The following is a 26,463-nucleotide window of genomic DNA, read 5'->3' as shown; positions in this document are numbered from 1 at the left end:
AAGTTGACAGCTGGTTGCAGCTAGCAATAATAGCGCTAGCAATCTGTTTTACGGTTGTGAACAAGACTAGACATTAGGAGTCTCCTTATGAACTCAAGCTTTAAGCCTCTTGGCCTTGCTGCGGCAGTTGCGACTGCAACCGCAGGCTACGCGGGTGTGGTAAACGCGCAAGCGTCTCTGGCGGGTAACACCCAGCTGGGCGACCTGGCGCTGGTACCCTACTACACCACTCTGGGTGGTTACGCCACTGGCGTAAACATCATCAACACGTCTGACAAGACCCAGGCTGTCAAGGTTCGCTTCCGTCGCGCACCTGACTCCATGGACGCGCTGGACTTTAACGTTGTACTGTCTCCCTACGACATGTACACCGGTTACATCGCCGCTGCTGGCGATGACATCCGTTTCTACTCCAACGACAACAGCTGTACTGCTCCCGGCTACACCGATACCAGCGCCACTCCGTACTTCGAGATGCCCAGCATCTACCGTACCGACGCTGACACCGGTTACATCGAAATCATCAGCATGGGCTCTCCCACCGCTGAAACGATGCCTGTAGCGGTTTCTGCCAAGCACGATGCCACTGGTGTGCCGTACAACTGTGACCAGGTTCGCGACAACTTCTTCGCAGACGGCGTAGCCGGCACTGCCAAGGGTGTTGTGAGCTCTGTCGAATCCTGGCAGTTCAACGATCTGGCCAAACTGGTCCAGAACACCTGGGAAGCGTCTCCTGACTCACTGAAAGTGTCCTACTTCATCAAGTCTGACGACTCTGGTGTTGAATTCGGCAACAACGCTGTACACATTGCTGAGTTCATGGACGGTGCCTCCATCACCAACCAGGAAAAAGGCGTGTTCTCCGGCGACCTGCAGGGCTTCGACCACCCCGACCTGAACGGTGGTGCTCCGGCTTCTACCGGTATTTCCGGTGCTGCTACCTACGGCCTGTACGCGCCGCTGCGTTGGACTCTGGGCGCTGATGCCCTGATCAACGACTGGTCAGCCAACGACGCTGGTCCGTTCTCAGTCGATACCGACTGGGTTGTGACCATCCCCGGCCAGTACGTGATGCTGGACCTGCCTGACTACCTGCGTGACCTGGCTGGAACACTGGCTGTGCCTCCGGCGACTGACCTGGTTGGCGTCAACGACGTATGTCTCACCACCCCTTGCGACAACCGGGACATCCCGATGACCGCAACCTTCACCGTCTACGACCGTGAAGAGCGTGGCATCCTGATCGAGGAGGGTGATCTGGTGGTTTCTCCTGCACCGCCGCCCGAAATCTCCATCGACGCGCTGCCCAACGAGGTTAACGTGATCGAGTGGGGTGCGGCTCCGGTTCTGGAAGCGCCTGAAATCTTCACCACCAGCAACACCCTGGGCTCTATCGACGACCTGCAAGTGCCCGAAGGTGCTACTTTTGGTTGGGTAAACCTGGCAGCGGTAGCTACTACTGCCAAGACTCAGCAGATCTGCGAGTACGATCAGCCGGCGACTATCCCGCTGACCATGACCTGTACCCCGACCGACTCTCCGGCGCCGATGATTGGCTTCGTGGCTTGGCAGCGTAACTTCGATGCCCTGCCCGCAGCTAACTACGGTCGTATCGTAGAGCACAGCCGCGTCCAATCTTCTAGCTAAGATGCCGCGCTGATGTAGTACCCAAGCCGACACCTTCGGGTGTCGGCTTTTTTATTCCCCCTCTGATAGAAACTCGCTGGATTTAACCTTGATGCCTAGAATCAGAAATTGCCTGACTATCGTCATAGGCGCACTCGCATTTTCCCACCTGGCTGTGGCGGACGAGATCATCGTCCAGGATGGCAATGCGACGATATCGCAAGAACAACTTACCTATATGGTGACAAACTGGACTGCCCAGATGCGTTCGGCAGCCATTCTGGATGATGGGGATCGTCTGGAACTGCTGAACCTTGAACTCGCGGGAATCAAGATCGCCAACCAGGCCGAAAAAATAGTCGCCGACGACGTTGCGCTGCGCCAGTCCTATCAAACCGACCTGAGGGCATTCAAACGCAATTTCGTCCTCAAGCAATTCGAACAGAATATCAAGTACCCGGATTTCTCCAGGCTGGCGCGCGAGCGCTACGATGTGGAGAAAGACAAGTACGCGCTGATTCCGGAGCGCCGGCTGGCCTCCCACATTTTGCTGGAATCGGGCCCCGGGGAGCCGAGAGAGGAGAAACTGGCCAAAGCCCAGGAAATCCTCGACCAGCTTCGCGCGGGCGCGGACTGGGAGGAGATGGTGGCTGCCTACTCGGACGAACCCAACGCTGCGCAAAAAAAGGGCCTGTTCGATTACTGGATGACCTACGGCGACAAGCGCGTTTCTCCTCCTTTTAGCGAGGCCGTATTCTCCGTGGAAAAAGTCGGCGATTTTGCCGAGGTTACCCAGTCGCAATTTGGCGTACATGTCATCAGGCTTGACGGGATCCAGGAAAAATCCTACAAGACCTTTGATGAGGCGAAGGACGGTATCATCAAGGAGCTGAAAGGTGAGTACCGTCGCCTTGCGTTGAAAGACTACCTTGTACAGTTCAACATGAGTGACAACGTTGTGGTTGACGACGATGCGGTGAAAGCGATTCTCGCTCCCTACGCCGATGCTGCTGAAGCTGAGGCTGACGAAACCACTACTGCGGAGTAAATACCACCTTGGCCTCCGTTGCGGTATTACTGTGTACCTATAACGGGGGCAGTTTCCTCACCGAACAGCTAGCGTCGATTGGCGCCCAGGATTTTACCGGGCGCTCAATCCGGCTCGAGGTCCACGCGTCGGATGACGGCTCTACCGATGCCACCTCCGCAGTTCTGAATGAGTGGAAGGGAACCTGCAGCGCGGCGCTGGTCTCCCGGCGTTGTGGTCCTGGTAAAGGGCACGCGGCCAACTTTCTCTCCCTGGTTGCCGCGCCGGAAATTTCCGCCGACTACTACGCCTATTCCGACCAGGACGATATCTGGGACAGCGATAAGCTCGAGCGCGCGTTGACGGCGCTGGAGCGGGTCCCCGCTGGGATTCCCGCCCTGTACTGTGCCCGCACCCGTTCGATCTCGGCCCGTGGCAAGGCGACCGGCAAGTCACCGCTGTTCTCCCGTCCGCCCTCCTTTAGCAATGCCCTGCTGCAGAACATCGCCGGCGGCAATACCATGGTGATGAACGCCGCTGCCCGGCAGCTACTGGCGACCGCGGGCTCGGTGGACGTGGTCAGCCACGACTGGTGGACCTACCTGCTGGTCGCTGGCGCGGGTGGCCGCGTGATGTACGATGCTGAGCCCTGCCTCAGCTACCGGCAGCACGAGGGCAATGTCATCGGTGACAGCCTCGGGACCGGTTCGCGGCTGCGCCGTTACAAGCGCTTTCTCCACGGTCGCAACCGCGACTGGTATACCCGCAACATCACCGCGCTGAAGCAGAACATGAGCCTGTTGACGCCGGAAAACTGCTCTATCCTGGAAGCCTTCGAACAGGCGCGGGAAGCAAATTTGATCAACCGGGTTCGCGCGTTGACCCACAGCGGGGTGTATGCGCAGACGGCAATCGGGCAGCTGGGTCTCTATACCGCCACATTGTTAAAGAAAATCTGACCAGCACACGTATAATGCGGAATTTCCTCGATTCTGCACTGAAGCCCCATTCATCATTTCCATGACCGACCCCAAGCAATTGATCGTTGTTCTCGGTGCCCATCGTTCGGGTACCTCGCTCTGTGCGGCCGCCGTAGAGGCGCTGGGCGCAGAGACCTGCCTGGGGGAGCACTACGCCAACGAGGAAAACCGCAAGGGTTTTTTTGAACACCCGGAGATTGTCGAATTCAACGACAGCCTGCTGGAGCACTGCGGTGGCAGTTGGGATAACCCCCTGTTCGAGGGCGGGCAAATACTGGCCGGTGCCGGGATAGAGCCCTGGGTCGAGCGGGCTGTGGCCCTGTTCTCGCAGATCTACGGCGCCGCGCAACGACCGGTTATCAAGGATCCGCGCATCTGCCAGCTGTTCAGTTTCTGGCGTGAGGTTTTCAATCGCTCGGGTTTCAGCGACGGCCAGATTTTTGTCGTGCACACCTTGCGCGACCCGGCAGAGGTTGCGGTGTCCCAGCGCAAGCGGGCACAGGACAACCCGCTTTTTTACGAGTACGGCAGGAACCTTGCCGAGGGGGCTGCACTATGGGCCTCCCTGACGGCCCAGTCCCTGGAACAATCCCGGGGCCTGCAGCAGCTGTGCCTGGGTTACGCCGGATTGCAGGCGAATGCCGATGAGCTGATGCCGCGCCTGGCAGACTTCCTGAACCTCGATGCAGAGCGCAGGTCGGTGGCTACCTTCGCCAGTGAGTTTGTCGATCCGGGGCTGTACCGCAGCGTCGCGCCCGACGAGGCGCGGGCAGAGACCGCGGCCATGCTGCCGCAGGCGGAGGAGATGTATACGCGCCTCCTTTCCCTGCTGGAGGGTTTCGATACCAGCGTCGCCGCAGAGGCAGTGGCGATCTTCCGGCAGGAGGCGTGCCAGCAGCGCCTCGTCCGCATTGCTGCGCCGGCATTGTCGCGCCTTAGTGCCCGCTCACGCCTCGAAAGCCTGGCCTTGCAGCGCTCCCGGGAGGAGATTGAAGACTTTACCCGCCAGGTGCGTGAGCTCGAGCAGAATACCGACCGGGTCCGGCGCGAGCACCGGGAAGTCCTGGAACCGCTGCGCGAGCAGCTGGTTCAGCTGGAGGCGGGAAACGCCGGGTTGCAGTCCCAGCTTGCGGACCAGGCTGCGGAACTGCGGCGGGTGAGCGAAGAAAGTCGCGATACCATCAACCAGCTGCTGCACCAGAAGGGCGTGCTGGAAGAGGATATCCGCTACCAGTCCGAAGTCATCGCGCAGATGGAGGCGTCGACGTCGTGGAAGCTGACACGTCCCCTGCGCGCATTCAACGCCAGGCGGCACGCCCTGGGGGAGTGGCGGGTCCGGCAGTGGTCGCAGGTGCGCCTGAACGCGATTCAGACCTACCACCGCATGAGCCTGACGCATCCGGCGCTCGCCTATGGCCTGCGGCGCCTGGTCAGCCCGCTGTTCCGCCTGCTGAACCTGGTGGTCGGCGGTGGCAACCGCAACCAGGTGCGCCTCGCCGCGAGTGGCCTGCTCTCCCCGATGCTCTACCAGCAGACGGAAAAAGCCGCAGGTTTCGCCCCGCTGGTCAGCGTGATCGTCCCCAACTACAACCACGAGGCCTATCTGCGGCTGCGCCTGGAATCGATCTACTCGCAGACTTACCGCAATTTCGAAGTCATCCTGCTGGATGACGCTTCCAGTGATAATAGTGCGGCAATCCTGCGAGAGTTCCAGCAACGCCATGCCGACAGGACTACCCTGGTCGTCAACGAGAGCAACTCCGGCGGGGTATTTCACCAGTGGGACAAGGGGCTCGGTCTCGCCCGCGGTGACATCATCTGGATAGCGGAGAGCGACGACTGGTGCACCGAGAATTTCCTGCAGAAGCTGGTGCCCTTCTTTGAGAACGAAGCAGTCCAGGTAGCCTACTCGCAGACCGTCTTTATGGACGGGGAGGGGGAGCGACAGACCTGGTCGATCCAGGAATACCTGCACGATATCGATCCGCAGCGCTGGAACCACAGTTTCGTCGCGACGGCCCCCGGGATTGTGCGCGATGCTTTTGCCGTCAAGAATATTATTCCCAACGTCAGCTCGGCCCTGTTCCGCTCGCCGCAGCAACTGGACATTCTCAGTGATCCTGAATGGCGCGCCATGCGGGTTTGCGGCGACTGGGTGCTTTACCTGCACCTGTTGCGCGGCGGGATGCTGGCCTATTCCCCGGAAGCCTGTAACTACTACCGGCAACACGGCAGGAATACCTCGACCTCGTCCCACGTGGAGGACCAGTTCTACCGCGAACACGAAGCCGTGGCGAAAACCCTGTGTGCCCTGTACGACGTCCCGCTCGCTGCACTGCAGCGCCTGCGTGACAACCTGGAAGTTCACTGGCGGGAAACGCGCGGGAATTTTACCGACGAGGCACTCGAGCACTGTTTCAGCGTCGAGCGGATTCAGCGTGAGGCGGGACAGCGAGCGCCCAACCTGTTGATCGCTTCCTATGCCTTCTGCGCCGGTGGCGGCGAGACTTTCCCGGTCAGCCTCGCCAACATCATGAAGTCCCACGGTTACAACGTGACCTACCTGGACTGTGCCCGGGAACCGCGGATGGAGGGCGTGCGCCGCCGCCTGCGGCCGGATATCCCGATAGTTTCCGACTATTCGCAGCTGGAGCGGATCGTCAACGACTTCGAGATCGATATTGTCCACTCCCACCACGCCTGGGTGGACAGTACGATTTTTGAAGTGCTGCCCGAGGACATCCGCAGCCGGATTGTGGTGACTTCGCACGGCATGTACGAGACCATCAACGAGTATGACCTGCGCCACATCCTGCCGCGGCTGGTGCGCAGGTCGGCGGCGATTATCTATGTCGCGGACAAGAACCTGAATGCCATTCGCAGTCACGGCCTGCTGGACGCGGCCAATGTCGAGCGGATTGACAACGCCCTCGAACCGACGGAATTTACCCCGCTCGCACGCAGTGAGCTGGGTATAGGGGACGATGCCTTTGTGCTGACCCTGGTGAGTCGCGGCCTGGTCGACAAGGGCTGGCAGGAGGCCGTCGAAGCGGTGCTCAGGGCGCGGCAGGAGAGTGGCCGGAATATCCACCTCGTCCTCGTGGGCGACGGGCCGGAGTACGAGCGCCTGTCGACCGACGGGGTTCCTGATTGCATCCACCTGGAGGGTTTCCAGGAAAATGTACGCGGCTACTTCGCGCTGGCCGACATGGGCCTGCTGCCCTCGAAGTTCCGCGGAGAGAGCTTCCCCCTGGTGATTATCGAGTGCCTGCAAACCGGCAGGCCCTTCCTCGCCAGTGATCTCGGGGAGATTCGCCGAATGCTGGAGGGCGACCGGAGCATGGCCGGCGCCGTGGTGCCGCTCGTTGGCGACGAAATCGACCTCGACGCGCTGGTGGCCAGCATCGTGCATTTCGCCGTCGACGGCCCCGCCTACCGGGAGGTGTCGCAGGCGGTTCCCGACGCGACCGCGAAGTTCGATCCGGCTGTTCTCGCGCGCAGGCACGACGAGGTCTATCGTTCGGTACTGGCGCAGGACAGCGCACTGGCATAGATAATGTTTTTCCGCACAGAAACTGGGAAATAATGAAAAAGCTCTACCTGCATATCGGAATGGGAAAAACCGGCACGACCGCGCTGCAGGATTTTTTCTGGGATAATCGCACGCAGTTGGCGACGTCCGATATCTGCTACCCGGAGTTCGGTATTCAGTCGAATGCCCATCACCTGCTGTCACCCCATATTCCCCGCTTCCTGGAAGGTGTATGGGATTTCAAATCCGTGGACCAGTGGGCCCCGCGCCTGGCGCAGGTGGCGCAGGACAATATTTTGTTGTCGTCCGAGCTGATGGCCTGGGGTACCGAGGAGGAAGTCCGGAATTATTGCGCCGGGGCTGTCGCCTGGTTCGATGTCAATGTCGTGATCTATCTGCGCCGGCAGGACAATATCATCATGGCCAGCTACAACCAGCAGATCAAGGCCGGTCCGCAGAAACGGCGGATAGACCTGACCTACCGGCAGCAGATCGAACGCTTTGACTACCTCCGTATCCTGCAACCCTGGATAGACGCGCTTGGAGCGCAAAAGATCACAGTCAGGCCCTACGAGAACGAGCAGTTTTACCGGGGGGATGTGCGCCGGGATTTCCTCCACGCCGTATTCGGCCAGGAAGTTGACGACCGATTCACGCTGCGGCAGGAAAATCCAAACCCGCGGCTTTCGCCTGCCTGCGGTGAGTACAAGCGCATGGTCAATAACCTGGCGGACGACGCAACGCACAATGATCGCTTCAACGAATTGTTGATGCGCTACCCGGAGGATCGTCAAGTGCAGGGAGAGGGCGGTTCGGTGGCCCGTTCGGTCCTCTCCCCCCGGCAGCGCGGTGAAATACTGGCGGCGAGCCGCGACGCCAGCGAGACCATTGCCCGCCTGTTCCTCGGCCGGGACAACGGTCGGCTGTTTGTCGAACCCGAGCCCGATCCCGCCACACCGTGGGCTGGTATCGATCTCTCCCGCAAGGAGATCGACACGATTACCGAATTCCTGCGCGAGCAGGATCCCGCCCTCGTGCGTTGGCTCGAACGGCAGGTCGAGGCGAAGATCGATCACCTGGCCTACCAGGTGCGCCACTCGGCCCGCTGCCTCAGCCCCAGTGTCGCCCCCTCCCTTCCTCCGCGGGCCATCTACAAGGTCGGTCCGGAGGATGGCGCGCCGGTGGTCATCGGTGGGCTGGGGGGCAGTGGCACCCGGCTGGTCGCCTCTTTGCTGCGGCGCATGGGTGTTTTCCTCGGCGGAGAGCTCAACGGTTCGCTGGACAACCTCTGGTTCAGTCTCCTGTTCGTGCGGCGATCCATCCTGTTGAAGTCCGAAAGCGAATTTGACCGCCTGGCGTGGCTATTCGCCAACGCGATGCGGCACGGCATCGAGGTGAGCGCCGAACAAATGGAGTTGCTGGAAGCCGCCCGCAACTGCGATCGCAGTCCGGTATTGCCGCCGGAACTGCTGGCGCAGGCGGCGGACTCGCTGTTGAGAACAGCATCGGGTGACAGGAAGCATCCACACTGGGGCTGGAAGGAGCCGAATTCCCACATCGTCCTGCCGCAGCTGGACAGGTGTTTCCCACAGATGAAGTATGTCTATGTGGTGCGCAACGGGCTCGACATGGCTTTCAGTGAAAACCAGAACCAGGTCCGCTACCTGTGGGGTGACCTCCTGCTGGAGGACCCGTCTGCGCCAGGTCCCGAGCGCTCGCTCAAGTACTGGATCGCCGCGCATCGGCGCATGCAGGGTTTCCAGGAGCGCATGGGCGGGCGCCTGCACTTCCTCAATTTCGATCGTTTGTGCCGGGAGCCGGAAGCTGAGCTGGAATTGCTGCGCGAATTCGCGGGAATCCAGATCAGCCGCAAAGAGGTGGCTGAACTCGCCGCCACGGTGCGCGTTCCCGGCAGCAGCGGGCGCTTTCGCCAGCATGACCTGTCACGGTTCGACAGGGCGGATATCGCGTTTGTACGCGACATGGGGTTCGACATTGAATGACATGAACAGAGGTCGGGACGCGACTGATTGTCGGAGGGGGCTGTGAAGGAGCGCTTCGCGCAGTGGCAGGACGCGGTATTCAACCGCCGCATGCTGACCTGTGTATTTACGGGTTTTGTCTCCGGCCTGCCGCTGTATGTCCTGATCCAGCTGGTACCTGCCTGGCTCCGTGAGGGCGGGGTATCGCTGTCGGAGATCGGCCTTTTTGCCCTGGTCGGGCTTCCCTATACCTGGAAGTTTCTCTGGGCGCCCTTCATGGACCGCTTTACCCCGCCGCTGGGCCGCCGTCGCGGCTGGATGCTGCCGTTTCAACTGGCATTGCTGGTGGCCATCGGTGCCCTGGGTATGTTCTCCACGGACGTCGATACCGGGGTGATAGCCGCACTGGCATTCCTGGTGGCCCTGTTCAGTGCCTCCCAGGACATCGCGATTGACGCCTTTCGCCGCGAGATCCTCCCCGACGAGGAGCTCGGCCTCGGCAATTCGATCCATGTGCAGGCTTATCGCCTGTCCAGCCTGATTCCCGGCTCGCTTTCCCTGATCCTGGCCGACCACCTGCCCTGGGCCAGTGTGTTCTGGATCACCGGGGGATTCATGCTGGTCGGTATTGCCATGACCCTGCTGGTGTCCGAACCGGAGGCCCCCTCGCGTATTACCGGGGGCTTCCGGGAGACAGTTGCTGCGCCGTTCCGGGAATACCTGCAGCGCAAGGGCCTGCTGAGCCTGCTGCTGGTCCTCGCTTTCATGTTCCTGTACAAGCTGGGCGACAACATGGCGACGGCCCTGTCGACGCCTTTCTATCTCGATATGGGTTTTACCAAGACCGAAATTGGCGCTGTGGCCAAACATGCGGCCCTGTGGCCATCGGTCATCGGCGGCTTGCTGGGAGGCCTGTTGATGATCCGGCTCGGGATCAATCGCGCACTCTGGGTCTTCGGCGTCGTCCAGGTGGTCAGCATCCTCGGTTTCGCGGTGCTCGCAGCGGAAGGGGTGGGCGCCTCCCTGTGGTTGCTCGCCGCTGTGATCGCCTTCGAATACCTGGGCGTGGGGCTGGGAACCGCCGCATTCACCGCGTTCATCGCCCGGGAGACCAGCCGCCTTTACGCGGCCAGTCAGTTCGCGATGTTTACCGCGCTGGCTGCTGTCCCGCGCACCTTTGCCAACGCAAGCACCGGATTTATTGTCGAGCAGTCCGGGTGGTATACATTTTTCCTGCTCTGCGCGGTTTTTGCGCTGCCGGGTATGTTGATGCTGTTGTGGGTGGCGCCCTGGAATGGCAGGGCCGCAGACAGCGAACAGGCAGAAAATAATGCGGGATTGTCCGCCGCGGAAAGCGGGCAGTAGTGCGAGCGGCCAGCCGCGGCTCCGGGGGGTTGGTTTCCCGGCCGTACATGGCAAGGCGAGACGTCCCAGGGATAGAGGCAAGCCATGAAAAAACTGATATTACATCTCGGGAGGGCGAAAACCGGCAGCAGTACGCTGCAGGAAGCTTTCGGCGCCGCAAGTGAATCCCTGCGGGACCAGGGTGTGATGTATCCCTCCTTCAAGCCCTACAATCACTCCTTCCAGTTCACCGTTCTATTCAAGGAAGACCCTCGCGCCACCTTTTACTACCGGCAGTTTGCGCCGGCCGACGAGGCGGAATGGGATGCAGAAAAGGCGCGACTCACGAGGCGCTGGTCCAGGTTCTTCGACTCAGCCAACAGCGGAGTATGGATTATTTCCGCGGAAAACCTGCCCGCCATGTCGGTTGCTGAAATCCAGGCCGTCGTGGATTTCGTGCGACCGTATTTCGATGAGGTGGTGGCGATCGCCTATGTCCGTCATCCCGAAACCGTGCTGAGGAGCCAGTGGGAGGAGTTCGTCAAGGTGATGGAGGCGGATGTCAGCGGGCAGGAGCTCCTGGAACAGACGGTTCGCAGCTATAACTTCCGCTTCCTCAATCGCTGGAGCGAGGTGCTGGGCAAGGACAGGATTGTTGTCCGGCCTTTCGATACAGAGCGCTTCCTGGGCGGTACGTTGCAGTCGGATTTCCTGCATTTCGCCGGCCTGCAACACATCGATCTGCCCTTGGTGGACACCCCCGCCAACGTGTCCCTGGGCCGCGAAGGCGCGGCCTTCCTGCAGGCCTACAACGCGCGTTATCCGCTTTATATAGACGGCAAAGCCAATCCCCGGCGCGGCCTGGTCGGACACCTGCACGAACTGTATTCCGCCATGCGCGAGGTCCCGACCCAGCCGCTGAAATTCGCTGTGCGCTTCAGTCGTGAGGAAGCCGAGCACATCAACAGCCAGATTGAACTGGTCAACAGCTATCTGCGACCGGAGGACCGTTTCCACCCGGTGGTTGCAAGCGAACAGCCCACCCGGGTGCCCCTGCCCTCGGATATTCCCCTCGATTACTTTGTCGACCTGGTCAACCAGCTCGCCCTGCGTATCGAACGCCTGATAGAGAAAGAGCGGTGAACCGGGCTCACTGGCAGACCACCCCGGGTTGGCGAGTTGTCTCGATATCCATGTTCAGCGGGCTGTCCGGGAAACGCGTTGCCCATGCCGTCTTGCCCGCAAGGGCTGCGGCAGCGTGCCGGGACCTGCTGGCGGGTATTGGAGGCGCATGAACAAGCGCAAGCTGATTATCCACGCCGGGATGCGCAAGACGGGATCGAGCGCCATCCAGGATTACCTGTTCAGCGAACTCGACGATCCCCGCGTGGGTTTTTTCTCCACTGGAATGCCCAACGCGTCTCTCATGGTTACCCATGCGTTCAAGCATAATTTTGAGAAGATGCCGCAGTTCCGCAGTGCAGCCATGGGCCCGGAACAAGTGGAAGCGACCCGTACAAGGGCCAGGGAACAGTTTTCGCGAGTGGCCGACCGCTGTGACAAGCCGACCACCATACTGTCTGCCGAGGTGATTTCGTCCTTCAGCCTGCCGGAACTGAGGGATCTGAAACGTTTCGCCAGAGAGCATTTCAGCCACTTTGAAGTCATTATCTATATCCGCGCGCCGCACAACCGGGCCGAAAGTGTCTTCCAGGAGCGGTTGAAACACGGCCTCGCGCTGCTGACCGAGCCAGTCCCCTCCAATTTCGTATCAATGGGTAATTCCTTTGATGCGGTATTCGGCCGGGAGAACGTGATGTTCAGGCCATTCTCGCCCGGCGGGTTTCCCGGTGGCTCCGTGGTGGCGGATTTCCTTGGCGCTGTGGGTGTTGCCTACGACGAACTGCCGCGCAAGAGTGTCAACAGTTCCCTGAGCCTTCCCGCAATCCAGCTCCTGTATGTCTACCGCCAGTTTTATCCGGATTACCATGTAGCGGACAAGGCCCTGGTGCAGCGCCTCTTCGAGGTTCCGGGGGAGCGATTCAGGATGCACCCGGACCTCCTCGCCGAGGTCGTGCGGGTAAACCCGGCGAGTCGCGCCTGGCTGGAGTCGCGAGTGGGAATCAAACCGGAAGCGGAGCAGGGCGGTCGCGAGGGGGCGATCCGGGACGATTCAGGCTTGCTGGCGCTCTCGGCAGCCGCTGTCAGCTGGCTGGAAGAGCAGTCGCGAGTTCGTGGTAGTCCTGCTCCTGCGCCCGGAGACCTGAAACGGGTGGCCCGGTTGTTACGAACATTGGCGGGCGCGGAAGAGGGCCTGGGTGCGCGGCTGCGCAGTTGGTTGCGGGGATGAATTCCGGCGCCGGGAGCGGGCCGCCGGGTGTGAGCTAGGCGGGTAGCATTCGATGGCGCCTGAGGTCGATGGCGCCACTCTCGCGCAGGGTAATGCCTTCAGCCCGCAACAACTCCAGCTGGCGCCGGTAGCTGTCTGATCCCGGGGGCAGGGAAATGCGCCCGCCCGCGTTGATCACCCGGTGCCAGGGAATTTTTGTGCCCTCCGGCAGTTTCTTCAGGGCGGCGCCCACGCGCCTCGCCGCTCCCGGCAGGCCCGCCTGGGCGGCGACATCCCCATAGGTCGCCACCTTGCCCTCCGGAATCAGGGCGACTACCTGCCAGATCCGCTCGTCGTTGTCCGTGTGTCGCACGTGCGGCCTCCGCAGTGGCGAATGAAATTTTCCGGTCGGCAAGGATAGACACGCTTGTAATGCTGTCTCAAGCCCCCATACTGCTGTTGTACGGAGACAATTATGCGATTTTTTTTCATGCTCCTGCCCTGGCTGGAGCTGTTTACCCTGATTCAGCTGGGCATCGAGACCAGCGCCCTGACAGCCCTTTTCTACGTGTTCGCGACCTTTGTGCTCGGCATGTTCGTGCTCCGGCGGCAGGGGGCGAAGATGGTCGAGCGGATGCGGGATGTGCAGTTGGGACGGGTGTCCGGCACGCAATTGCTGGTCGATGACATGGCCATGGGGCTGGCCGGGGTGCTGCTGATGTTTCCCGGCATGATTTCCGATTTCGCCGCCCTGATTGTCATGATCGGGCCCCTCAGGCGGCGTATTGCCGCCAGGCTGGGGGTCGGTCCTGAGCCATCAAGCCCTGCGGGGGGGCATTCCACCCAGGTGCATGAGCATGTCACCATCGAGGGTGATTTTACCCGCGTTGATGATACTCGTTTCAGGTAACATACTGATTTTAAAGAATAAGTTTTTTTTGCGTTGGGCTGCGGCACTGCGGCCTGTAGTGCTTGACTGGCGCCAAATCCCCACTAGAATTAGCCCACCCTTTAGCACTCTCATAAAAAGAGTGCTAATCGACCCTTGAAATGGGCCGGGCTGCCCCCATAAAGCGACCATCCCTTTCCAAAGGGTCACTCATAACACTGTAACCAGGAGATATACACACATGAGTATCCGTCCGCTGTACGACCGCGTGGTCGTTCGTCGCAAGGCTGAGGAAGAAACCACTGCTGGCGGCATCGTGCTGCCGGGTTCCGCCAAGGAAAAGCCCAACCAGGGTGAAGTCGTCGCTGTTGGTGCGGGCAAGCCGCTGGACAACGGTGACCTGCGCGCCCTCTCCGTCAAGGTTGGTGACATCGTTGTTTTCGGCCAGTACGCCGGCAGCAACACCATCGAAGTCGATGGCGAAGAACTCATCATCATGGGTGAAAGCGAAATCTTTGCGGTTGTCGAGTAAGGCTTCCGGGAAACCAATTGTTAGAGATTGAGGAATTTTAGACATGGCAGCTAAAGACGTATTTTTTGGCGACGACGCTCGCTCCCGCATGCTGGCTGGTGTTAACACCCTGGCCGACGCAGTAAAAGCAACCCTGGGTCCCAAGGGCCGCAACGTAATCCTGGACAAATCCTTCGGCGCGCCCACCGTGACCAAGGATGGTGTATCCGTGGCCAAGGAAATCGAGCTGAAAGACAAGTTCGAGAACATGGGTGCGCAAATGGTCAAGGAAGTCGCCTCCCAGGCGTCTGACCAGGCCGGCGACGGCACCACCACTGCAACTGTACTGGCGCAGTCCATCCTGAACGAAGGCCTGAAGTCCGTTGCTGCGGGCATGAACCCGATGGACCTGAAGCGCGGTATCGACAAGGCAGTTCAGGCAGCTGTTGCCGAAATCGAGAAGATGTCCACTCCCTGTGAAGACAGCAAGGCCATCGCCCAGGTTGGCACCATCTCCGCCAACTCCGACACCTCCGTCGGCGACATCATCGCCGAGGCGATGGAAAAAGTGGGTAAAGAAGGCGTTATTACTGTTGAAGAAGGTTCCGGCCTCGAGAACGAGCTGGACGTGGTTGAAGGCATGCAGTTCGATCGCGGCTACCTGTCTCCCTACTTCATCAACAACCAGGACAACATGAGCGTTGAGCAAGACGACGCGTTCATCCTGCTGGTTGACAAGAAAGTCTCCAACATCCGCGAACTGCTGCCCCTGCTGGAGCAGGTCGCCAAGTCCTCCAAGCCGCTGGTCATCATCGGTGAAGACGTGGAAGGTGAAGCGCTGGCAACCCTGGTGGTGAACAACATGCGCGGCATCGTCAAAGTTGCGGCCTGTAAAGCACCCGGCTTCGGCGACCGTCGCAAGGCCATGCTGCAGGACATCGCCATCCTGACCGGCGGCACCGTGATCTCCGAGGAAGTAGGCCTGGACCTGGAATCCGCTACCCTGGAGCACCTGGGCACCGCCAAGCGCGTGACCATGGACAAGGACAACACCACCATCATCGACGGTGCTGGCGACGCAGAGGCGATCAAGTCCCGCGTCAACGAAATCCGCGTCCAGATCGAGAACACCTCTTCCGACTACGATCGTGAGAAGCTGCAAGAGCGCGTGGCCAAGCTGGCTGGCGGTGTTGCGGTCATCAAGGTTGGCGCCGCCACCGAGATCGAGATGAAAGAGAAGAAAGCCCGCGTTGAAGACGCCCTGCACGCGACCCGCGCAGCGGTTGAAGAAGGCGTGGTAGCTGGCGGTGGTGTTGCGCTGGTGCGCGCGGTTGCCCTGATCGGCGGCCTGAAAGGCGACAACGAAGACCAGAACCACGGCATCGCGGCTGCGCTGCGCGCCATGGAAGGTCCGCTGCGCCAGATCGTTGCCAACGCTGGTGACGAAGCTTCCGTGGTCCTGGACAAGATTCGCCAGGGCGAAGGCAACTTCGGCTACAACGCTGCCACCGGCGTCTACGGCGACATGCTGGAAATGGGTATCCTGGATCCGGCCAAAGTGACCCGTACCGCGCTGCAGGCCGCTGGCTCCGTCGCCGGCCTGATGATCACCACTGAGGTGATGGTTGCCGACAAGCCGGAAGACAAGGCTGCAGGCGGCATGCCCGATATGGGCGGCATGGGCGGCATGGGCGGCATGATGTAAGTCCGGCCTCCAGGCCTATCGGAAAAGCCCGGCCATTGTGCCGGGCTTTTTTGTGTCCGCGTGTTTTGCTTTGGCCGTCTGGCCGTCGCTGCGTTGGGCGGCCTGGCGGCCGCTGCGTGGCCTGTGGGCGGGAAGGCTCTTTTACTCCATTCCGGGCGCTTGCGGCGCGTTGGCTTTTGGGTGCCCGGAATTGCCGCGTGGCTGGCGGGGTTTTGAACGAGGCTTGAGATTACATGCTACGGAAGTCCACGGTAGCTGGTGTGGTGGGTTGGCGCATCGCCGTGGTGAGGTGGTTCCGCTTGGGGATCGAGTTCGCACCGACGCCCTCCAAGTCCGTAAAAGAGCCTTCCCACCCACTGGCAACGCGGGTGTGAACCAGGGCATTAGCGCGCTGGTCTCGCTTCCGGTTTCCGGTTTCCGGTTTCCGGATTGCTGAATCGTGGTTTCAGTCCCTGCACTTTATCATCGCCGATAAGCAAGCCAGGCCAAGGTTCCGTTAGCTGCCGTTTGGCTCCCGCATTGGGGTCGGGTGGTGCATGTCTTTTGCGGACTTGGAGGGCGTCGGTGCGAACTCGACCCAAGTGCGGAACCTCCAAACCAACGCGATGCGCCAGCCCACCCCACTGGCTACCGTGGACTGCAGTAGCATGTAATCTCACGACTTATTCATAACACGGCAGCCCTGCGACAATTCCGGGCACCCAAAAGCCAACGCGCCGCAAGCGCCCGCAATGAAGCAAAAGACATGCACCAGCCGGCGCCAATGCAGCGGCCCCAAGGCCGCCACCTGGCCCGATCCGGTGCGGTGCGGGGCAGCAGAACCATTCGGCAGGCAAAAAAAACCCGGCGCCAGGCCGGGTTTTTTGAACCGAAGAAATTATCAGGCAAAGTTTGCGTTGACGAATTCCCAGTTCACCAGCTCCCAGAAGGCCGCCAGGTAGTTGGGGCGGGAGTTGCGGTAGTCGATGTAGTAGGCGTGTTCCCAGACGTCGACGGTCAGCAGCGGGGTGATGCTGCTGTCGGTCAGCGGGGTGGCCGCGTTGGAAGTGTTCAAGATCGCCACGGAACCGTCGGCTTTCTTTACCAGCCAGGTCCAGCCAGAGCCGAAGTTGTTCGCTGCGCTGGTGTTGAATTCCTCCTTGAAGGCGTCAAAGGAGCCGAAGGCCGCGGTGATCGCCTCGGCGATGGCGCCGGTTGCAGCGCCCCCGCCATTGGGGCTCAGGCAGTGCCAGTAGAAGGTGTGGTTCCAGATCTGTGCTGCGTTGTTGAACACGCCGCCCTCGGAGGTCTTGATGATGTCTTCCAGGGATTTGCCGGCGAGTTCCGTGCCCTCGGCCAGGCCGTTCAGTTTGTCGACGTAGGTCTTGTGGTGCTTGCCGTAGTGGTATTCCAGGGTTTCAGCGGAGATGTGAGGCTCCAGCGCATCCTGGGCGTAGGGAAGGGGGGGCAATTCAAAGGCCATGACTAATCCTCACTATGGAAATGTTCATGCGAAAAATGGGGCGCGCCTGACAGCGGGCGCCAGAAGAAAGCGGCATTTCGCACCGCGGCCTACAGTGTATAATAGGGCGGCGGTTACAACAAAATAACGGGGAGAAATCGCATGTACCTTCTGGAATTCGTGTTTCGCTGGGCGCACGTCCTGTTCGGTATCACCTGGATCGGCCTGCTCTACTATTTCAATTTCGTCCAAACCGAGTATTTCAAGGAAGCCGAGGCAAGCGCCAAGGCCGACGCGGTCAAGAAACTGGCGCCTCGCGCGCTGTGGTGGTTCCGCTGGGGGGCGATGTTCACCTTCCTCACGGGCCTTTACCTGCTGCACGCGATAGGTGCGACCGGGAGCTTCCTCGGCATGTCCGCCATCTGGGTCGGAGCCCTGGCGGGTATTTTCATGTTCCTCAACGTATGGCTGATTATCTGGCCGAACCAGAAAATCGTCATTGGCCTGAAAGAGGGCGACGGCGCCGCTGCCGGGGCCAAGGCCGGGCTGGCTTCGCGCACCAATACCCTGTTCTCGGGTCCGATGCTGTTCGGCATGCTCGCATCAAAGCACCTGCCGCTGGACCCATCGACACTGGGCTTCGGCTTGAGTGTTGCGCTGATCCTGGTGCTGGAAGCCAACGCACTGTTCGGCAAGACTGGCCCCCTCACAACGGTCAAAGGGGTGATCCACTGCAGCATCGCTCTGGCAGTGGTAATCTGGGCGCTGCTCTCCTACCTCTGACGTAACGACAGTTCAAGCCGGGCCTGTCCCGGCTTTTCCCCGCTCGTTTCCACTGAACGGATGAATTCTTTTGGGCTAGGACAGCGTTGTCCTGTAAGATACTGCCCGGTTTAGGCCTGCGATCAATGTCGCCGGGAAGATGAGGCCGGGTATGGTAAAAACGTCTGCAGACAAGAAGTACAAGCGCATCCTGCTCAAATTGAGCGGCGAGGCATTGACCGGCAAGGAGAGTTTCGGCATCGACCCCCGGGTGCTTGACCAGATGGCCCTGGAAATCGGTCAACTGGTGGGAATCGGGGTGCAAGTCGGGCTCGTCGTCGGTGGCGGCAACCTGTTCCGCGGCTCTGCGCTGCAGGCCGCGGGGCTCGACCGGGTAACCGGCGACCACATGGGAATGCTGGCGACGGTCATGAACGGACTGGCGCTGCGCGACGCCCTGGAGCGTTCGAATATCGCCACCCAGGTGATGTCATCCATCCCGATGAGCGGTGTCGTCGATCACTATGACCGGCGCAAGGCGATTCGCGCGCTGGGCAATGGCGATGTGGTGATTTTCTGTGCAGGTACCGGCAATCCGTTCTTCACCACTGACTCGGCCGCATGCCTGCGGGGCATCGAGATCGACGCCGAACTGGTCCTGAAAGCCACCAAGGTCGATGGGGTCTACTCCGCCGACCCGATGAAGTTCCCCGACGCGGTCCGCTACGAGCGGCTCAGTTATGATGAGGTCCTCGACAAGAAGCTGGAAGTCATGGATCTTACCGCGATCTGCCTGTGCCGCGATCACAACATGCCGGTGCGGGTTTTTGAAATGGAAAAGCACGGCGCCCTGCTCAATATCGTCCGCGGTGGCGATGTTGGTACCCTGATCGAATAAGCCCGGGCTCCTGGAGGAAGTAGCAACGTGATAAACGATATCAAGAGTGACGCCAGCGAGCGCATGGACAAGAGTCTCGAGGCGCTGGGTCACAACTTCAACAAGATCCGTACCGGGCGCGCCCACCCCAGCCTGCTGGACGGCTTGCGCGTCGAGTATTACGGCGCGGATACGCCCATCAACCAGCTCGCGAACATCAACGTGGAAGACGCCCGGACCCTGAGCGTTTCCGCGTGGGACAGGTCGTCCGTGCCCGCTATTGAAAAAGCCATCATGAAGTCCGATCTCGGCCTCAACCCCTCGACGGCGGGCGAAGTGATCCGTATTCCCATGCCCATGTTGACCGAGGAAACCCGCAAGGGTTACATCAAGCAGGCGCGCGCCGAGGCCGAGTCAGCGCGGGTGTCCATTCGCAACGCGCGTCGCGATGCCATGGCGCTGCTCAAGGAAATGCAGAAGGAAAAGGAAATCAGCGAGGACGATGAGCGCCGCGGTGCCGAGGAAGTCCAGAAACTTACCGACGGCTTCATCGCCCGTGTCGAAAAGATGCTGGCGGACAAAGAAGCCGACCTGATGGAAATCTAGGGTCTGGTTACAGACACCGGTTTTCCCGTCACCATGCCAGGCAATAATAATCACAGCGGCGAATCCAAAGCCGGCCACAACCTGGTGCCCCGACACGTCGCCATCATCATGGATGGCAACAACCGCTGGGCGCGCAGGCAGAATGTGTCCGGTCCCGCGGGGCATCGCGCCGGCGTGGAAGCCGTGCGCGACGTTATCCGAGCCTGCCGTGACCACGGCGTCGGCGTACTCACCCTGTTTGCCTTCAGCAGCGAGAACTGGGGCCGGCCCCTGCCGGAAGTGCGTGCCCTGCTGGCACTGTTTTCGCGCTACCTGCGCAGCGAAGTACGCGAATTGCACAAGGATGGTATTTGCCTGCGGTTCATCGGTCGCCGCGACCGCTTCTCCCAGCGACTGCAGCGCCTGATGCAGCAAAGTGAATTGCTCACCCAGGCCAACGACAAGGCGACGGTGGTGATAGCCGTGGATTACGGCGGCCAGTGGGATATCGCCCAGGCAGCGCGAGCCCTCGCTGAGCAGGTAAAGGCGGGTACGCTCGATCCAAAGGATATCGACGCCGACCTGCTCGACGCACAGATCTCGATCAGCGATCTGCCGCGCCCGGACCTGTGTATTCGCACCGGCGGCGATGCCCGCATCAGTAACTTTATGCTCTGGCACTTCGCCTACAGCGAGCTCTACTTCACCAACACCCTGTGGCCGGATTTCGGCGAGCTGGAGTTTGCCCGGGCGCTGGCCGAATACAGCCGTCGCGAGCGCCGCTTCGGTCTGCGGGAACCTGACGGCCTGGCTGCCGGTGTGGGGTCCGATGCTTAAACAGCGCATCCTGACTGCCCTGATCATGGCCGGGCTGTTTCTGGCCGGCGTATTTTATCTCCCCCAGCCCGCGCTGGCTGCAGTGTTTGCGCTGCTGGTGGTCCTCGGCGGCTGGGAGTGGTCGCGCCTGGCCGGCTGGCGCAGCCCCGTCAGCCGGGGCCTGTTCCTGCTGGTGCTGATGACCGTAATGGCTGTGCTTTACGTGTATTGCAGCCTCGCTTCCGAGCCGCCGCGCGAGCATATCCAGCCGGTTCTCGGCCTGGCCTGCCTGTGGTGGTCCTTCGCATTGCTCTGGGTAAAAAGTTACCCCGCCAGCGCAACCCTCTGGAATAACCGCTTCATGTGCAGCCTGATCGGGCTGCTGGTGCTGGCGCCGGCCTGGGCGGCGGCGGTCTACCTGCTCAGTTTCCCCCAGGGCAGCTTGCTGCTGGTGGTCATGGTGCTGATTGTCGCGGTGGCGGATATCGGCGCCTACTTCACCGGCAAGACCCTCGGCAGGCACAAGATGGCGCCGGCCGTCAGCCCGGCCAAGACCTGGGAGGGTTTCTGGGGAGGCGTCGCCAGCGTGCTGGTGGCCGGTGTGCTGCTCTGGTACCTGCTGCCGGCGCGCGGCGATCATATCTCCCTGCTGGCGGTGTTCGCCGTGGTGCTCAGCACCAGCATGGCGTCGGTGGTTGGCGATCTTTCCGTGAGCATGGTCAAGCGCGAGTGTGGCTGCAAGGACAGCGGCAACCTGCTGCCCGGCCACGGGGGCCTGCTCGACCGGCTCGACAGCCTCTGCGGCGCCGCGCCGGTATTCGCCCTCGGTGTGCTGCTGGCGGGCTGGTGACGATGACTGCCAGGCGACGCCAGGTCAGCGTCCTGGGCTCAACGGGCTCCATCGGGGTCAGTACCCTCGACGTAATTGCCCGCCATCCCGACGCCTATGCGGTGTACGGCCTCGCGGCCAATACCTCCGTGGACAGCCTCTACCAGCAGTGCCTGGCGCATCGCCCGGAAGTGGCCGTCATGATGGATGCGGATGCCGCGGAACGCCTGCAGGCACTGCTGGGGCCGGATTCAGGCACCCGGGTCCTGCAGGGTGAAGAGGGCCTGCGGGAAATCGTGACCGCCGAGGCGGTGGATGCGGTGATGGCCGCCATTGTCGGCGCCGCCGGATTGCCCTCCACCCTGGCGGCAGCACAGGCTGGCAAGACCATACTGCTGGCCAACAAGGAGTCCCTGGTGATGGGGGGGCACCTGCTGATGCAGGCGGTACGCGAGAGCGGTGCCACCCTGCTGCCAATCGACAGCGAACACAATGCCATCTTCCAGTGCATGCCCGCAGACCGCCAGGGGCGCCCCGGGCTCGATGGCGTCAGCAAGGTCCTGCTCACGGCTTCCGGTGGTCCCTTCCGCGAGTGGAGTTACGAGCGCATGCGGGATGCGACCCCGGAACAGGCCTGCGCCCATCCAAACTGGTCGATGGGGCGCAAGATTTCGGTGGATTCCGCCTCCCTGATGAACAAGGGGCTGGAATTCATCGAGGCCTGCTGGCTGTTCGACCTGACGCCGGAGCGGGTCGAGGTGGTAGTGCACCCGCAAAGTATTATCCACTCCATGGTACAGTACACCGATGGCTCGACGCTGGCGCAGTTGGGCAATCCGGACATGCGCACGCCGATAGCCTATGGACTGGGCTGGCCGCAGCGAATTGCCGCCGGCGTGGCGCCGCTGGACCTGGTGGCGATTTCGCGGCTCGATTTCGAGGCCCCGGACGAGGCGCGCTTCCCCTGCCTGCGCCTGGCGCGCGAGTCGGTCGCCACCGGCGGCACCGCGATGGCGGTGTGTAACGCCGCCAACGAGGTCGCCGTCGCGGCGTTTCTGGATGGTAAGCTCGGCTTTACCGCCATCCCGCAATTGATCGAGAATGTGCTGGAGCGGGTAAAAGTGGTTGAACCCAGCTCCCTTGAGGTGGTCGAAACTGCGGATTCGGAGGCGCGCCTGTTGGCGGCCGAAATGCTGGCAAGTTGACGCGGGAAACCGCCTGGTCTGATGGAACTTCTGCAAACCATATTGATTACCCTCGGCACCCTCGCGGTGCTGGTCGCCGTCCATGAATTCGGGCACTTCTGGGTCGCCCGGCGCTGTGGCGTGAAGGTGCTGCGGTTCTGCATTGGCTTCGGCAAGCCGCTGGCCAGCTGGCGCGACAAGCTGGGCACCGAGTACAGCGTGGCGGCGATCCCCCTGGGCGGCTACGTCAAGATGCTCGATGAGCGCGAAGGGGAAGTAGCCGAGGACGATCTCGACAAGGCATTCAACCGCAAACCGGTACTGCAGCGTATCGCGGTGGTGGCTGCGGGCCCCCTGGCCAACCTGATTCTCGCCGTGGTCGCCTACTGGTTCCTGTTCATGGGCGGAGAAACCGGCTACGCGCCCCTGCTGGGCGAGGTCAAGTCCGGTTCTATCGCGGATGTGGCCGGGCTGGAGGCAGGGCAGGAAATCGTCGCCGTCGACGGCAAGGAAACCCCCACCTGGCAGGCCCTGAGCTTCGCCCTGCTGGAGCGTATCGGCGACACCGGCACCATAACCTTCGCCACCAGATACCCCGGTTCGGACCTGGTCTATGAATCCGAGGCGCATATCGAGCGCTGGCTCTCGGACCAGGAAGAGCCCGACCTCTACGGCGGCCTGGGGCTGGTGATGTACACCCCCGATGTGCCGCCGGTGGTCGATGAAGTCGTCGATGACAGCCCCGCACAGCGCGCCGGCCTGCAGACCGGCGACCGGATACTCAGCGCCGATGGCATCGCCATGGCTCGCTGGATGGACTGGGTGGATTACGTGCGCGCCCGGCCCGATACCCCCATTGCCCTGCAAGTGGACCGCGACGGGCGGATGATCGACCGGCGGATTACGCCCGAGGCAGCGGAAGACAATGGCGAAACCATCGGCCGGGTCGGTATCAGCGTGGCGATCCCCGAGATGCCGCCGGAGCTGGTGCGCAAATTCGAGCGCGGGCCGCTGGAGGCGGCGGGCGCGGCGCTGACCCGCACCGGGGAACTGGTCGGCTTTACTTTCGAGTCCATCAAGAAAATGGTTATGGGGCTCATTTCGCCGAAAAACTTGAGTGGTCCCATTACCATTGCTAAAGTGGCCACCGCCTCGGCAAAGTCGGGCCTGGAGTCCTACATCGGTTTCCTGGCCCTGCTCAGCGTCAGTCTGGGTGTTTTGAACCTGCTGCCCATACCGGTTCTGGACGGCGGGCACTTGCTGTTTTACAGCATAGAGCTATTGGCGGGACGCCCGGTACCTGAGAAAATACAGTCGCTGGGCTATCAGGTGGGCCTCTTTCTGGTTCTGGGCATGATGATGCTGGCCCTGTATAACGACTTCACGCGGCTGTAGCCGCTGCGCCGAGTTGCAAAAACAATACCCACGGGCCTGACCTGCAGACTGAGCTTACCTTGACGACAAGACTATCCAAAATCGTGGCCCTGGTGTTTTGCCTGTGGGCCCCAGTGGTCGCAGCTGACACATTCATCATCTCGGATATTCGCGTGGAGGGTCTGCAGCGGATTTCCGCCGGCAGCGTGTTTGCCGCCATGCCTATCGGTGTCGGCGACCTCGTCGACGACGCCTCCCTGCGCGCCGCGGCACGCAGCCTGTTTGCCACCGGCAACTTCGACGATATCCGGCTGGGGCGCGACGACAACGTGCTGGTGGTCGTGGTCGCCGAGCGGCCCAGTATCAGCGAGATCAATATCGAGGGTAACAAGGCGATCGAGACCGACGCCCTGCTCGACGGCCTCAAGGGGGCGGGTCTTGCGGTTGGCCAGGTCTTCCAGCGCTCCACGCTCGAGGGCATGCAGATGGAATTGCAGCGCCAGTACGTGCAGCAGGGTCGCTACGATGCCAATATCGAGGCCGAGGTGGTAGCCGAGCCGCGCAACCGGGTTTCGATCAACATCGACGTGGACGAGGGCACCGTAGCCGCGATCAAGCACATCAACGTGGTGGGCAACGAGGTGTTCAGCGACGACGACCTCGAGAACGTGTTCAAGCTCAAGACCACCGGCTGGCTCTCCTTCTTCACCAACGACGACAAGTACTCGCGGGAGAAACTGCAGGGCGACCTGGAAGCCCTGACCTCCTATTACATGGACCGCGGCTACCTGCAGTTCCGCATCGACTCCACCCAGGTGTCGGTATCCCCGGACAAGGAAGAGGTGTTCATCACCGCCAACGTCACCGAGGGCGAGAAATTTACCATCGGCACGGTCGACCTCTCCGGTGACCTGGTGTTGCCGGAGGACGACCTGCGGCGCTTCCTGCTGGTGTCCGAAGGCCAGACCTTCTCCCAGCAACTGGTGACCTCCACCGAGGAGTTCATGACCCGCCGCCTCGGTAACGAGGGCTACAACTTCGCCAAGGTGACCGGTATTCCCGAGGTGGAAGAGGGCACCAACGTGGTCGACATGAAGTTCTTCATCGACCCGGGCAAGCGCACCTACGTGCGCCGGATCAGCTTCAAGGGTAACCAGAAAACCGCCGACGCGGTGCTGCGCCGGGAAATGCGCCAGATGGAGAGCGCCCCGGCCTCGTCATCCAGCATCGAGCAATCGCGGGTGCGCCTGGAGCGCCTGGGTTACTTCAGCAAGGCCACCGTCGACACTCCCGCGGTGCCCGGCCACGATGACCTGATCGACCTCGATTTCGCGGTGGAGGAGCAGTCCTCCGGCAGTATCGGCGCGAGCTTCGGCTACGCCCAGGACGCCGGCCTGATTCTCGGCCTGAACCTGCAGCAGGACAACTTCCTCGGTACCGGCAAGCGGGTCGGCATCAACCTGAACTCCTCCAAGTACCAGGATGTCTACAGCTTCAGCTACACCAATCCCTACTTCACCGAGGACGGTGTGAGCCGCGGTTTCAACCTGTTCTACCGTTCCACCGACCTCTCCGAGGTCAACGTGGCGAGCTATACCACCGACACCCTGGGGGCGGCGCTCAACTTCGGTTACCCGATCAGTGAAACCCAGCGCCTGGGCTTCAGCTTCGGCGTATCGAACACCAAGATCACCGCGGGCGCCTACGCCGTACAGGAGATCAAGGCCAGCCCGCGCCTGCAGAAGAACGTGGACTACTGGTACGACAGCCAGCTGCTGGCCGACGGTACCTACGCCGCGCCGGAAGTCCTGCAGCCGATCGAAACCCTGCCGGACAGCTACCTGACGCTACCCACCGAGCCCGGTTTCCTCGACCAGAACGGCGATGAGTTCCTCAACTACACCTTTACCTCGAGCTGGAGCCAGTCCACCCTGAACCGCGGCCGCCTGGCCACCCGGGGCACGGCGAACTCCATCTCGCTGGAGGTGTCGGTGCCGTTCTCCGACCTGCAGTTCTACAAGCTGAACTACCGCGGTGAGATCTACTTCCCCATCCACGGGGCCTGGACCCTGCGCCTGCGCAGCGAGCTGGGCTATGCCGACGGCTACGGGGATACCACCGACCTGCCGTTCTACGAGAACTTCTTCGCCGGCGGCTTCGGCTCGGTTCGCGGCTTCCAAAGCAATACCCTGGGCCCGCGCTCAACCAAGGCGGAGCTCTACCGCTACGGCGTGCCCATTGTCGAAATCGACGACGAGGGCAACCCGGTCCTGTCCGGCACCACCGGGGGCTATGTCGCCTCCGACGGCAAGCTGGTCTACAACACCGCGGGCGGCAGCGCCGACCCCTTCGGTGGCAACGTGCTGATCGAGGGCGCCGCGGAAATCCTGTTCCCGCTGCCCTTTATCGAGGACCAGAACCAGCTGCGTTCCGCCTTCTTCCTCGACGCGGGCAACGTGTTTTCCACCGGCTGCTCGGCGAGCCAGATCAACTGCTTTGACGTCGACCTGAACGAACTGCGCTACTCGGTGGGTGTGGGCGTGACCTGGATTACCGGCTTTGGTCCCATGACCTTCAGCCTGGCCAAGCCGATCAATTCGGCGGAATACGATCAGGAAGAGGTGTTCCAGTTCACCCTGGGCCGCGGCTTCTGAACAACATAACCTGAAC

The 26,463-nt window shown here is 61.4% G+C and carries 21 protein-coding genes; 19 read left to right on the top strand and 2 right to left on the bottom strand.

Annotated features, from left to right (window positions below):
* The first annotated feature begins 87 nt into the window (after positions 1-87).
* The 8 genes from ACNKU3_RS11190 (at position 88) to ACNKU3_RS11155 (ending at position 12,841) form a co-directional block, all read left to right on the top strand.
* A complete protein-coding gene (locus tag ACNKU3_RS11190) occupies positions 88-1,647 on the top strand; it encodes a hypothetical protein (RefSeq protein WP_418259551.1) in 1,560 nt (519 codons plus the stop codon).
* 91 nt (positions 1,648-1,738) lie between these two features.
* Positions 1,739-2,674 carry a peptidylprolyl isomerase gene (locus ACNKU3_RS11185; protein WP_418259550.1) on the top strand — a complete coding sequence of 312 codons (936 nt, stop codon included), beginning with the start codon at positions 1,739-1,741 and terminating at the stop codon, positions 2,672-2,674.
* Positions 2,675-2,682: 8 nt separating this feature from the next.
* Positions 2,683-3,612 carry a glycosyltransferase family 2 protein gene (locus ACNKU3_RS11180; RefSeq protein WP_418259549.1) on the top strand — a complete coding sequence of 310 codons (930 nt, stop codon included), beginning with the start codon at positions 2,683-2,685 and terminating at the stop codon, positions 3,610-3,612.
* 61 nt (positions 3,613-3,673) lie between these two features.
* On the top strand, positions 3,674-7,186 hold the full coding sequence (locus ACNKU3_RS11175) for a glycosyltransferase (protein ID WP_418259548.1): 3,513 nt from the start codon (positions 3,674-3,676) through the stop codon (positions 7,184-7,186).
* Positions 7,187-7,218: 32 nt separating this feature from the next.
* Positions 7,219-9,168 carry a sulfotransferase gene (locus ACNKU3_RS11170; protein WP_418259547.1) on the top strand — a complete coding sequence of 650 codons (1,950 nt, stop codon included), beginning with the start codon at positions 7,219-7,221 and terminating at the stop codon, positions 9,166-9,168.
* Between the two features lie 42 nt (positions 9,169-9,210).
* Complete coding sequence (locus ACNKU3_RS11165) at positions 9,211-10,512, top strand: AmpG family muropeptide MFS transporter (protein ID WP_418259546.1); 1,302 nt, start codon at positions 9,211-9,213, stop codon at positions 10,510-10,512.
* 84 nt (positions 10,513-10,596) lie between these two features.
* Positions 10,597-11,634 carry a hypothetical protein gene (locus tag ACNKU3_RS11160; RefSeq protein WP_418259545.1) on the top strand — a complete coding sequence of 346 codons (1,038 nt, stop codon included), beginning with the start codon at positions 10,597-10,599 and terminating at the stop codon, positions 11,632-11,634.
* Between the two features lie 148 nt (positions 11,635-11,782).
* Complete coding sequence (locus ACNKU3_RS11155; RefSeq protein WP_418259544.1) at positions 11,783-12,841, top strand: hypothetical protein; 1,059 nt, start codon at positions 11,783-11,785, stop codon at positions 12,839-12,841.
* A 34-nt stretch (positions 12,842-12,875) separates the two neighbouring features.
* Here the strand turns inward: ACNKU3_RS11155 and ACNKU3_RS11150 are convergent, their stop codons facing one another.
* Positions 12,876-13,193 carry an MGMT family protein gene (locus tag ACNKU3_RS11150; protein WP_418259543.1) on the bottom strand — a complete coding sequence of 106 codons (318 nt, stop codon included), beginning with the start codon at positions 13,191-13,193 and terminating at the stop codon, positions 12,876-12,878.
* A 102-nt stretch (positions 13,194-13,295) separates the two neighbouring features.
* On the opposite strand from ACNKU3_RS11150, the gene ACNKU3_RS11145 reads away from it, so the two are divergent.
* From ACNKU3_RS11145 to groL, 3 genes are all read left to right on the top strand, one after another.
* Positions 13,296-13,730, top strand: coding sequence for an FxsA family protein (locus ACNKU3_RS11145; RefSeq protein WP_418259542.1), 435 nt, complete (start codon positions 13,296-13,298; stop codon positions 13,728-13,730).
* Between the two features lie 220 nt (positions 13,731-13,950).
* Entirely contained in the window at positions 13,951-14,241 is a 291-nt protein-coding gene (locus tag ACNKU3_RS11140; protein WP_418259541.1) for a co-chaperone GroES, read from the top strand.
* A 43-nt stretch (positions 14,242-14,284) separates the two neighbouring features.
* Positions 14,285-15,925 (top strand): chaperonin GroEL, encoded by a 1,641-nt coding sequence (groL, locus tag ACNKU3_RS11135; protein WP_418259540.1) that lies wholly within the window; start codon positions 14,285-14,287, stop codon positions 15,923-15,925.
* 880 nt (positions 15,926-16,805) lie between these two features.
* On the opposite strand, the gene ACNKU3_RS11130 is transcribed toward groL, so the two are convergent.
* Positions 16,806-17,387 carry a Fe-Mn family superoxide dismutase gene (locus tag ACNKU3_RS11130; protein ID WP_418259539.1) on the bottom strand — a complete coding sequence of 194 codons (582 nt, stop codon included), beginning with the start codon at positions 17,385-17,387 and terminating at the stop codon, positions 16,806-16,808.
* 141 nt (positions 17,388-17,528) lie between these two features.
* On the opposite strand from ACNKU3_RS11130, the gene ACNKU3_RS11125 reads away from it, so the two are divergent.
* From ACNKU3_RS11125 to bamA, 8 genes are all read left to right on the top strand, one after another.
* Positions 17,529-18,149 carry a urate hydroxylase PuuD gene (locus ACNKU3_RS11125; RefSeq protein WP_418259538.1) on the top strand — a complete coding sequence of 207 codons (621 nt, stop codon included), beginning with the start codon at positions 17,529-17,531 and terminating at the stop codon, positions 18,147-18,149.
* Between the two features lie 151 nt (positions 18,150-18,300).
* Entirely contained in the window at positions 18,301-19,026 is a 726-nt protein-coding gene (gene pyrH, locus ACNKU3_RS11120) for a UMP kinase (RefSeq protein WP_418259537.1), read from the top strand.
* A gap of 27 nt (positions 19,027-19,053) precedes the next feature.
* Positions 19,054-19,611: a ribosome recycling factor gene (frr, locus tag ACNKU3_RS11115; protein ID WP_418259536.1), complete on the top strand. Its 558-nt coding sequence runs from the start codon at positions 19,054-19,056 to the stop codon at positions 19,609-19,611.
* Between the two features lie 33 nt (positions 19,612-19,644).
* Complete coding sequence (gene uppS / locus ACNKU3_RS11110) at positions 19,645-20,427, top strand: polyprenyl diphosphate synthase (protein ID WP_418259535.1); 783 nt, start codon at positions 19,645-19,647, stop codon at positions 20,425-20,427.
* Positions 20,420-21,256 carry a phosphatidate cytidylyltransferase gene (locus ACNKU3_RS11105; RefSeq protein ID WP_418259534.1) on the top strand — a complete coding sequence of 279 codons (837 nt, stop codon included), beginning with the start codon at positions 20,420-20,422 and terminating at the stop codon, positions 21,254-21,256. Before uppS ends, ACNKU3_RS11105 begins: the two co-directional genes overlap by 8 nt.
* Positions 21,257-21,258: 2 nt before the next feature.
* Complete coding sequence (gene ispC, locus ACNKU3_RS11100) at positions 21,259-22,440, top strand: 1-deoxy-D-xylulose-5-phosphate reductoisomerase (RefSeq protein WP_418259533.1); 1,182 nt, start codon at positions 21,259-21,261, stop codon at positions 22,438-22,440.
* 21 nt (positions 22,441-22,461) lie between these two features.
* Complete coding sequence (rseP, locus tag ACNKU3_RS11095) at positions 22,462-23,814, top strand: RIP metalloprotease RseP (protein ID WP_418259532.1); 1,353 nt, start codon at positions 22,462-22,464, stop codon at positions 23,812-23,814.
* A gap of 113 nt (positions 23,815-23,927) precedes the next feature.
* Positions 23,928-26,447 (top strand): outer membrane protein assembly factor BamA, encoded by a 2,520-nt coding sequence (gene bamA / locus ACNKU3_RS11090; RefSeq protein ID WP_418259531.1) that lies wholly within the window; start codon positions 23,928-23,930, stop codon positions 26,445-26,447.
* The last annotated feature ends 16 nt before the right edge of the window (positions 26,448-26,463 follow it).

This window comes from Haliea sp. E17 (genome assembly GCF_048323675.1).
Lineage (GTDB): Bacteria > Pseudomonadota > Gammaproteobacteria > Pseudomonadales > Halieaceae > Mangrovimicrobium.
The sequence above is the reverse complement of the archived record's forward strand: the minus strand, read 5'-3'. Positions and strand labels throughout refer to the sequence as shown.

What these genes read in the sequence shown, in the direction of transcription:
- ACNKU3_RS11190 (WP_418259551.1), top strand. Translation starts at nt 88, where the DNA reads ATGAACTCAAGCTTTAAGCCTCTTGGCCTTGCTGCGGCAGTTGCGACT.
- ACNKU3_RS11185 (WP_418259550.1), top strand. Translation starts at nt 1,739, where the DNA reads ATGCCTAGAATCAGAAATTGCCTGACTATCGTCATAGGCGCACTCGCA.
- ACNKU3_RS11175 (WP_418259548.1), top strand. Translation starts at nt 3,674, where the DNA reads ATGACCGACCCCAAGCAATTGATCGTTGTTCTCGGTGCCCATCGTTCG.
- ACNKU3_RS11170 (WP_418259547.1), top strand. Translation starts at nt 7,219, where the DNA reads ATGAAAAAGCTCTACCTGCATATCGGAATGGGAAAAACCGGCACGACC.
- ACNKU3_RS11160 (WP_418259545.1), top strand. Translation starts at nt 10,597, where the DNA reads ATGAAAAAACTGATATTACATCTCGGGAGGGCGAAAACCGGCAGCAGT.
- ACNKU3_RS11155 (WP_418259544.1), top strand. Translation starts at nt 11,783, where the DNA reads ATGAACAAGCGCAAGCTGATTATCCACGCCGGGATGCGCAAGACGGGA.
- ACNKU3_RS11145 (WP_418259542.1), top strand. Translation starts at nt 13,296, where the DNA reads ATGCGATTTTTTTTCATGCTCCTGCCCTGGCTGGAGCTGTTTACCCTG.
- ACNKU3_RS11140 (WP_418259541.1), top strand. Translation starts at nt 13,951, where the DNA reads ATGAGTATCCGTCCGCTGTACGACCGCGTGGTCGTTCGTCGCAAGGCT.
- groL (WP_418259540.1), top strand. Translation starts at nt 14,285, where the DNA reads ATGGCAGCTAAAGACGTATTTTTTGGCGACGACGCTCGCTCCCGCATG.
- ACNKU3_RS11130 (WP_418259539.1), bottom strand. Translation starts at nt 17,387, where the DNA reads ATGGCCTTTGAATTGCCCCCCCTTCCCTACGCCCAGGATGCGCTGGAG.
- ACNKU3_RS11125 (WP_418259538.1), top strand. Translation starts at nt 17,529, where the DNA reads ATGTACCTTCTGGAATTCGTGTTTCGCTGGGCGCACGTCCTGTTCGGT.
- pyrH (WP_418259537.1), top strand. Translation starts at nt 18,301, where the DNA reads ATGGTAAAAACGTCTGCAGACAAGAAGTACAAGCGCATCCTGCTCAAA.
- uppS (WP_418259535.1), top strand. Translation starts at nt 19,645, where the DNA reads ATGCCAGGCAATAATAATCACAGCGGCGAATCCAAAGCCGGCCACAAC.
- ACNKU3_RS11105 (WP_418259534.1), top strand. Translation starts at nt 20,420, where the DNA reads ATGCTTAAACAGCGCATCCTGACTGCCCTGATCATGGCCGGGCTGTTT.
- ispC (WP_418259533.1), top strand. Translation starts at nt 21,259, where the DNA reads ATGACTGCCAGGCGACGCCAGGTCAGCGTCCTGGGCTCAACGGGCTCC.
- rseP (WP_418259532.1), top strand. Translation starts at nt 22,462, where the DNA reads ATGGAACTTCTGCAAACCATATTGATTACCCTCGGCACCCTCGCGGTG.